Raw genomic sequence first — 7,741 nt, forward strand, 5'->3', positions numbered from 1 at the left:
ATGAGCAATCAACAACAAATCGACAATTTAGTGGAATTATTAGACGGCTATTCAGAAAAAGGCGGTCATCATCTCAATGTCAATGTATTTGACCGTGACATGCTCCTCGATGCACAAAATCATCCAGAAAAATACCCACAACTAACCGTGCGCGTGTCTGGCTATGCTGTTCATTTCAATAAATTAACTAAACAGCAACAGGATGAAGTTATTTCTCGTACATTCCACGAGCAAATGTAATCAATAGAGAATCGGTTTAGATGCTACGGTTTAGATGCTACGGTTTAGATGCCACGATTTAGGTACTGCCATCTAGGTACTACCGTTTAGTCTCTACTAATTTCTTCTATAACCTGCTAATACAATAGGCTCCCCAATCTTGAGGAGCCTATTGCTATATAAGTTAATTGCTATATAAGTTAATTATTATCTATTTTCTATCACTAGAAAGGTCGATTGTATGATTGGACGAATTCACTCCTTAGAAACCATGGGTACTGTTGATGGCCCTGGCGTACGAATGGTACTATTTTTGCAGGGCTGCCCCCTCCGTTGTGCCTATTGTCACAATCCTGATACATGGGATGTGCAGCAAGGGAAAAATATGACCGTTGAAGAAGTATGGGAGCAATTTGAACGAAACCAGAGTTTTTATAAAAAAGGCGGTCTTACCGTAACCGGTGGTGAAGCACTGCTCCAACTCCCCTTTCTAATTGAACTCTTTACCTATTTTAGAGCCCGCGGCATCCATACTTGCTTAGATACCAGCGGAATTTGTTTTAATCATGACCAAGTTAAAGAATATGAAACATTGTTAGCTGTAACAAGTCTTGTCATTTTAGATATTAAAGAGCTTGACGAGGCTAAGCATATAGCATTAACTGGCCAGAACAATGCAGCAATACTGGAATTTGCACGTTTTGTAGATGCCCATGAAGTACCAATTTGGATTCGTCATGTAGTGGTCCCCACCATAACGGATCGCCCCGACACTTGGTATCGTATCGGATTTTTTCTAGGGTCCCTTCGTCATCTAGAAACGATTGATTGCTTACCCTATCATGTAATGGGCTCATCAAAATATAAGGAACTAGGTCTCACCTATCGCTTAGATGGCATTCCACCAGCTTCAAAGGAACTAGCTCAAAAGGCGACTAAAACCATGCTTGAAGGTATCAAAGCGTATCGCCGTGGTTGGTGGAGTGTATTAAACATCTAAGGGCGATTTTTTTATCACCTTAGTTTAAATTCGATTAGCGGCTATTAGTTTAAATTCGATTAGCGGCTATAGGCCTCATCGATAATTTCCGTATCCTGAGCCTTTAATGCCGTTTCTACCCAGTCTCTATCAACTGTCCCGGTCAAGGCAGCATGTACATTGGCTGCATCAAGAGCTTGTTTTTCCTTAGCCCCGGCCAGTACTTCCTCCGCATCATTATACGGCACTACAATAACGCCATCGCGGTCCATAACAATAATATCGCCAGGATCTACAGCGATACCACCACAGGCAATAGGCGTATTGATTTCACCAGTACCATCCTTATACGGCCCTGCTGGATTAGTGCCTGTAGCATACACTGGAATCGATAAGGCTTTAACAGCTTCACTATCACGAATCGGCCCATCAAGCACTACACCAGCGATTTTTTTGTAAATACCATAGGCAAACATGATTTCCCCCATCAAAGACCGATAATCATTGCCGCCGTCATTGGAAATAATAATTACATCGCCTTCTTGTGCCATATTGAGGGCTTTGTGAATCATAAGATTGTCGCCACTTCGCGCCTTAACAGTTAAAGCACGGCCCACTGTAATTGGCTGAGTGGGGGATGATTTCAAGGAAATACGCGGATGAAGTGCGCTTAAGCGCCCCATACAATCAGCAATATTTGCTGTTGGAATCTGTCTAAATTCATCCAATAACGCCTCACTTACCATAGGACGTTTTAAAAATACACGATTACCAACTGACATGAAACTCACTCCTTACAAAAAATTATTTATGATAACCAACCTGAGCTGCCAAGTTTTCCATTTCATCATGAAGATCTGGTGCATCAGCCACTTCGACATAATCAAAACGGTCTACCTTATTAGTGCGTAATGTTTTGGTATTATAATTTAAGCGGTACTTAGCATAGTATATTTTATCGGTGTTTAAATCATATGCTATATAACGAGCCATGCCGTCAGACTCTTTTTTATTATCTCTAAATGCATAGCTAGTTAAAATTACTAAACCATCGTCTTCACTAATTGGCTGCACATAGGTTTTTAAATCTCGTTTTACAAAACCTGTTTTTTGTACATAGGATGATACATCAGTAAAATTAGCTTTAATATGTTCTTTTGTATAAGAAGCTGGCAAATTAGCCTTATTAGTCAACACTATGGGCATCTTTCGATTCCCTAAAGCCTTTTGCGCCTCTTCTTGATTATTTTTTTGAAGCTGATCATTTAATTTTTTATTAATAGCTGGTAAATTTTTGTTAAATCTATCTTGGATTAATTTAGCTAAGTACTCCAATTGCTCCCGGCTATACGTACCATCAGCAGCTGGTTTCATATCAACCGGAGCCGCAGCTTGGGCCACACTGTTTGCCCCTGCCACACCAGCCATCACCGGCACTGCCACTAAACCTAATACCATAGCAGATACAACAGATTTCTTTACATGTGTTAAAAATTTCATATATAAGCCTCTCTTTCGTACTTAATCATTTATGTAAAATTTCTATAAAACTTTATTCATTTCCCTCTAAGGGAATAATATCATCATATATAAGACGTGCCTTGAGTCCATCATGTGATGTATCATCATGAAAATGTCCAAAGAACCACCGTTTATAGCTCAACTTAGGGCAAATTTCACTTAAAAAGTTGGCTGTTAAACAAGGCATATCCCGCCCCAATAAGGTATGTGCATATACCGGTTTAAACTGTAATGGCGCCGTATGCGTGATCACATAATCAACGGCCCAATTACACGCCTCCAAAGTCTTAATAGCATGGGCGCGCTCTTCTTCAGAACAAACCTCCTGCGGCCACCAAGAAATACGTGGTGTACGATACTCTTGATCAGTACTAGTGGCACCGCCAAACGTAAACACCTTATGTCCTTCTATAGTGTAAAGCTCACCGCGCATTAAATGAAATATGCCATGTACATTTTGAACCATGCTGCCCCACTTCTCTTCAAGGGGAAACTTTTTGAGCATGTCGAAATTTTCATGATTACCATCTACATAGCAAGTCGTAAATGGTGCTTCAGACAATAATTTTAAAAGCTTATCATCCTTAAAATGTCGCGCAGTTTGCCGCGGCCACCAAGGCAAACCAAAGTCCCCCGCAATAAGCAAAATATCACCGGCACTCAAGGCCTCTATATACGTCTTAATCTGCGCCCTTTCACCATGAAGATCACCTGTTACATAAATCATATAATGCCCCCATATATAAACAATATACCCTTTTATACCTTTACGCGTCTGGCTTTTATACCATTGCATGTCATGCTTTTATGCCTTTGCATGTCATGTTTTTATGCCTTTTTTATGTCTTTGCATGTCATGCTTTTATACATTTACATGTCTCGCTTTTATACATTTACATGTCTCACTTTTATACATGTGCACGTCTTGCGTTTCTCCACGAAACTATGCCAACTAATCTGCAACGTCCTATACTAGCTAAAACGTCCTAACCAATGCAAGCCAGCATTTACTCTCATAAAACTATACAACAAAATATCATTCATACAATTTCATTGTATGTTAATTATAACAAATAAAGATGAATAAAAAATAAAGAAGGACTCAGACCTTCTTTAGGGTTGTATATTTAAATGTGAAAATGAACTTTAACCCCGTTTGCTCTACACTATAGCCAACTACCGATTTGAGCTTTATATGGAAAAACCAAGAATCTTTAAACTTTGCCCAGAAACCAAACTGACGGAGCTAGGCCGTTGGAAATTGATATGTTAGGTAATCTAACATTTGCACGACGCTCAAACATTCAAAGCTAATGAAAAATAGCAGAACTCCTTAAAATAAGCCTCAAAATCAAGTTTCGGATACTCTAATTTTTACACTACTCTCAAACAGATAGCGCTTATAAAATAGCGGAAGGTCAAGTTTCGGATACTCTAGCTTTTACACTACTGTCAAACCCTTTTTGCCCCCTAATTTGCCCCCCCCCGAATGTTTCGGATACTCTAACTTTCACACTACTCTCAAACTAGTCCCCCTAATAATTCGACCATGCTGATGTTTCGGATACTCTAACTTTCACACTACTCTCAAACAAGATAATTGAGTATACTTAGTTTGAGAAGGTTTCGGATACTCTAACTTTCACACTACTCTCAAACTGGCCAACAAGGATATCCTCCATTATTTAAGTTTCGGATACTCTAACTTTCACACTACTCTCAAACCAACAAATTATGGCAGAACGATTGGCTTCAGTTTCGGATACTCTAACTTTCACACTACTCTCAAACAATAAAAGAATAGATGCTACCGCCATAGATGTTTCGGATACTCTAACTTTCACACTACTCTCAAACAATTAAGGGTTACGGTGGTGCTGGTCGAGAGTTTCGGATACTCTAACTTTCACACTACTCTCAAACCGACCAACCGCCTCTGGATACTTAAGGGCGGTTTCGGATACTCTAACTTTCACACTACTCTCAAACTACAATGTACGGAATAGAAAGGAATTTAAAGTTTCGGATACTCTAACTTTCACACTACTCTCAAACCCAAATTGCATATACATAAAAGCATATGCAATTTAAGGTTGAGCAGATTTGTCAGGCCTACTACCAAGTGCAAAATTTACAGTATCGCAAAGTATGCGCTAAAAGACGCAATAATCACTATCTATAGTATAAACTACTTCTTTATTATCTACAATTTGAATTTGATCGGCAAGATTTTGCTCTATACATAAAATTGGTATTTTTTTACTTAACACTGTACTAAAAAATAGCCCCAACTCATCTTGAGTCATAAAACAACGCGGATGTAATAGTACGATTAATTTCGGATGTAATAGCTCCATCACTACATCGATAAAGGAAATACTTTGATCAATCAAATCGAACGCCTCTTCATCGATTCTCACACCTGCCATTTTTATTAGATCCAATGCATTTATATCTTCATTATGTACTAAATTTAATGGTATTGCATCTTCTATAGTATATAAAAACTTCTGTATTTTTCCATTAATATCAAACAAATCCCCTACATTTTCCTGTGCAATATTAGCTAAGCGCTGTTGCAATTTAGATAATAAGGTTCGATTATTAAAATCGAGTGTAAAAAAATCAGTTACTAAGTATACATCTTTTTTCCAATTATGCTCACCGCCAATATCTGCGAGCACCCAATTAGTAGTTTCTCCATTTATGCTTTTTATCATGTCTCCCACTAGAGTCCGATATATAAACGGACTTTCAACTACAATTGTATTAACCAAGTCACGTTTGAGCTCGATTTTTAAATCAAGACTTAAATAAATTAAATTCATAAGATAACCAACCGATCTGTAGTGGTCACTAAATCCGAATGTGACTCGCCACTTAATGTCTCCATTTTAGAAAATTGTTTCTCTGTAATAATTAGCATCTGTACCAATCCATCGTCCGGTTTATTTGCTCTTATATAGGAGGCCACTTTATTTGCCTCTGTATGATTTAGTACCAATTTTATATAAATTGATTCTTGTAACATATAAAAACCAGTAGAAAGCAAAAATTTTCTAAATTTACGATATACTTTTCTGTCTGCTGAAGTAAGAACAGGCAAATCAAACATTATTAATATTCTCATATATCTATAACTCATTTATATAACTCTTTACCTAGTTAATAACACATGTACTACTATCAAGTAATAGAACAGATAGTTTATATTTCGTATTCAATTAATCGTAGTAATCCTATATCGCCCCTTGTTAATGCATCACAAACACTCTTACAATAAATACGAATGGCCGTACTCAAAAACTGTGTAGTTCCATCTATGCGAACTTCTTTATTTAACAAATCAACTAAAAGTAGTTTCTCTTCTTTTGTAAAATTATCATGTTGCATAGTAACAACCACTTGATCCACTACGCCGCGTAAGGGCTCAATTAAATCACTAGAAAAGTTAAATGGGTTAAATTGATTACAATGACCAATGCCAAATTGCGTTAAATATCCCATTGCCACTAACTCTCGATTTATCGAAGATAGTAGTATGGCATAACCATAATCTAGAGCTGCATTGATATTACTATTATCATCCCTACAGAATAAATTCCCAAATAAAGCATTAAAATACACTTTAGCTGCATGCCCTTCCCTAGAAGACTCATCATTTAGTTGTAACGTATCCACATATGATTCTAGTAATTTATATTCCTCTTTGCCTTCACGTTTTAATAGTTTTGCTTGATTATGAATTTTCTCTCGTAGCAACTCCGTCCATATTTTCTCCTGTATTATCTTAGGCCAATTAACTTGCTCTCGGCAGCGCAATGATGTGTTGTGACTTCCATATAAAGGCATTATTTCCCCTGCTGGATTGTACTTTTCATCACATATAATTACCTTTACCTTCTCTTGAATTAGGCGATTTAATAGAGCTGCCGTCATACTAACTGCAGTGGATGCAATCATCAAGACTTGAATTTCTTCAATATATACTCGTTCTGACTGTAAATCTCTCCGTATGACTAGATAATTCATTTTTAAATCTAATTTTGCTCGCTTACTAATCACTACTGTCCGCCATCCCATAGGTACCTCCCAGTTCAAATCTTATATTTACATTAAACAACACATGTACATATCCTCCTCCCTTATAAAAAAAGTGCAAACTGATTAAACTCAGCTTGCACTTTTTTCTAATTACCAAAAGAACTTTGTAGTATTAGTTTCCTACTAATATATTAATTCTTTTTTACAATATGTACTTCATCTTCGTAAATTCCTGTTACGGATTGGGTAACAATAGAGAATTCATCAACTTTAGTTAAGTTTTGAGGTACTTTTGGTTGATAAATCGTTTTTATTCCAAGTGCTGGGAATTTATATTCTTTCTTAGCCAATGTCATAAAACGTACTATCTCTAACAATGTATTACTTTTTACTAAGATATCTTCAATACCTATAAATTTCTGTCTCAACTCCTCCGAAGCCCAAAGTTCTGGATTATTCCCTTTTAAATGCTTAAAGATTGGACTTTGCAACTTATTAACAAGTGTATCGAAACATTCGTTTAGAAGCGTGTGATTAATAAATTTAGAATCTGGTTTATATCCTTTATTAGCCAGTACGCGGGCCGTATAAGATTCAACATGTTTTAAAGTCGTGATAATCGTCATAGGCAGAATTAAAGATACGGCTTGTTTTAAATACATCATATCGTTACATTTTCCACCTAAATAGTAATAAAACCCATCGTATTTCACCAATGTATCCAAAGTTAGTTTTTCATAAATTAACTCAATTCGATTATATTTTGAACTATCTATTTGAGTCTTAATATATTCAATATAATCATTTTCAGTCTTTAGGGTCGGCACTACAATAAGTGGAATCATAAATATTCTAAGCTCTTCAACGACGTTCCCTTTTTTATTATGACCTGATAATTTTGCAATACTGAAGTAGCTATTAGTTATGTAATTATAGGCACCATACTTTGTAATATCCTTCATATACTCAACAGAGGTT

9 protein-coding genes and 1 CRISPR repeat array are annotated in these 7,741 nt (G+C 36.6%); of the genes, 2 read left to right on the forward strand and 7 right to left on the reverse strand.

The window, feature by feature from the left end:
• Together grcA3 and pflA are read left to right on the forward strand one after the other, a co-directional pair.
• The gene (grcA3, locus tag Q0376_RS07775; protein ID WP_295790242.1) at positions 1-240 is read left to right on the forward strand and encodes an autonomous glycyl radical cofactor GrcA3; all 240 of its coding nucleotides are present in this window, start codon (positions 1-3) and stop codon (positions 238-240) included.
• A 220-nt stretch (positions 241-460) separates the two neighbouring features.
• Positions 461-1,219, forward strand: a complete 759-nt coding sequence (gene pflA, locus Q0376_RS07780; protein ID WP_298706211.1) for a pyruvate formate-lyase-activating protein — start codon at positions 461-463, stop codon at positions 1,217-1,219.
• A 59-nt stretch (positions 1,220-1,278) separates the two neighbouring features.
• Here pflA and Q0376_RS07785 read toward each other — a convergent pair whose 3' ends face one another.
• The 7 genes from Q0376_RS07785 to Q0376_RS07815 all read right to left on the reverse strand — a co-directional run.
• Positions 1,279-1,980 (reverse strand): RraA family protein, encoded by a 702-nt coding sequence (locus tag Q0376_RS07785; RefSeq protein WP_298706213.1) that lies wholly within the window; start codon positions 1,978-1,980, stop codon positions 1,279-1,281.
• Positions 1,981-2,002: 22 nt separating this feature from the next.
• Positions 2,003-2,698: a hypothetical protein gene (locus Q0376_RS07790; RefSeq protein ID WP_298706216.1), complete on the reverse strand. Its 696-nt coding sequence runs from the start codon at positions 2,696-2,698 to the stop codon at positions 2,003-2,005.
• Between the two features lie 52 nt (positions 2,699-2,750).
• The gene (locus tag Q0376_RS07795) at positions 2,751-3,446 is read right to left on the reverse strand and encodes a metallophosphoesterase (protein WP_298706219.1); all 696 of its coding nucleotides are present in this window, start codon (positions 3,444-3,446) and stop codon (positions 2,751-2,753) included.
• Positions 3,447-3,985: 539 nt separating this feature from the next.
• Positions 3,986-4,774: a CRISPR direct-repeat array (repeat unit 36 nt; unit sequence GTTTCGGATACTCTAACTTTCACACTACTCTCAAAC).
• Positions 4,775-4,872: 98 nt separating this feature from the next.
• On the reverse strand, positions 4,873-5,547 hold the full coding sequence (gene csn2, locus Q0376_RS07800; RefSeq protein ID WP_298706221.1) for a type II-A CRISPR-associated protein Csn2: 675 nt from the start codon (positions 5,545-5,547) through the stop codon (positions 4,873-4,875).
• Positions 5,544-5,864, reverse strand: a complete 321-nt coding sequence (gene cas2, locus Q0376_RS07805) for a CRISPR-associated endonuclease Cas2 (protein ID WP_363303039.1) — start codon at positions 5,862-5,864, stop codon at positions 5,544-5,546. Before cas2 ends, csn2 begins: the two co-directional genes overlap by 4 nt.
• Before the next feature lie 62 nt (positions 5,865-5,926).
• Positions 5,927-6,802, reverse strand: coding sequence for a type II CRISPR-associated endonuclease Cas1 (gene cas1 / locus Q0376_RS07810; RefSeq protein WP_298706226.1), 876 nt, complete (start codon positions 6,800-6,802; stop codon positions 5,927-5,929).
• Positions 6,803-6,954: 152 nt separating this feature from the next.
• Positions 6,955-7,741 (reverse strand): Cas9 endonuclease PAM-interacting domain-containing protein (locus tag Q0376_RS07815; protein WP_298706229.1); only part of this gene is annotated, 787 nt, incomplete at its 5' end.

Source organism: uncultured Veillonella sp., from assembly GCF_937981445.1.
Taxonomy (GTDB): Bacteria; Bacillota; Negativicutes; order Veillonellales; family Veillonellaceae; genus Veillonella_A.

Excerpts from the sequence above, each read along its gene's own strand:
- grcA3 (WP_295790242.1), top strand. The coding sequence starts at position 1 with ATGAGCAATCAACAACAAATCGACAATTTAGTGGAATTATTAGACGGC.
- pflA (WP_298706211.1), top strand. The coding sequence starts at position 461 with ATGATTGGACGAATTCACTCCTTAGAAACCATGGGTACTGTTGATGGC.
- Q0376_RS07785 (WP_298706213.1), bottom strand. The coding sequence starts at position 1,980 with ATGTCAGTTGGTAATCGTGTATTTTTAAAACGTCCTATGGTAAGTGAG.
- Q0376_RS07790 (WP_298706216.1), bottom strand. The coding sequence starts at position 2,698 with ATGAAATTTTTAACACATGTAAAGAAATCTGTTGTATCTGCTATGGTA.
- Q0376_RS07795 (WP_298706219.1), bottom strand. The coding sequence starts at position 3,446 with ATGATTTATGTAACAGGTGATCTTCATGGTGAAAGGGCGCAGATTAAG.
- csn2 (WP_298706221.1), bottom strand. The coding sequence starts at position 5,547 with ATGAATTTAATTTATTTAAGTCTTGATTTAAAAATCGAGCTCAAACGT.
- cas2 (WP_363303039.1), bottom strand. The coding sequence starts at position 5,864 with ATGAGTTATAGATATATGAGAATATTAATAATGTTTGATTTGCCTGTT.
- cas1 (WP_298706226.1), bottom strand. The coding sequence starts at position 6,802 with ATGGGATGGCGGACAGTAGTGATTAGTAAGCGAGCAAAATTAGATTTA.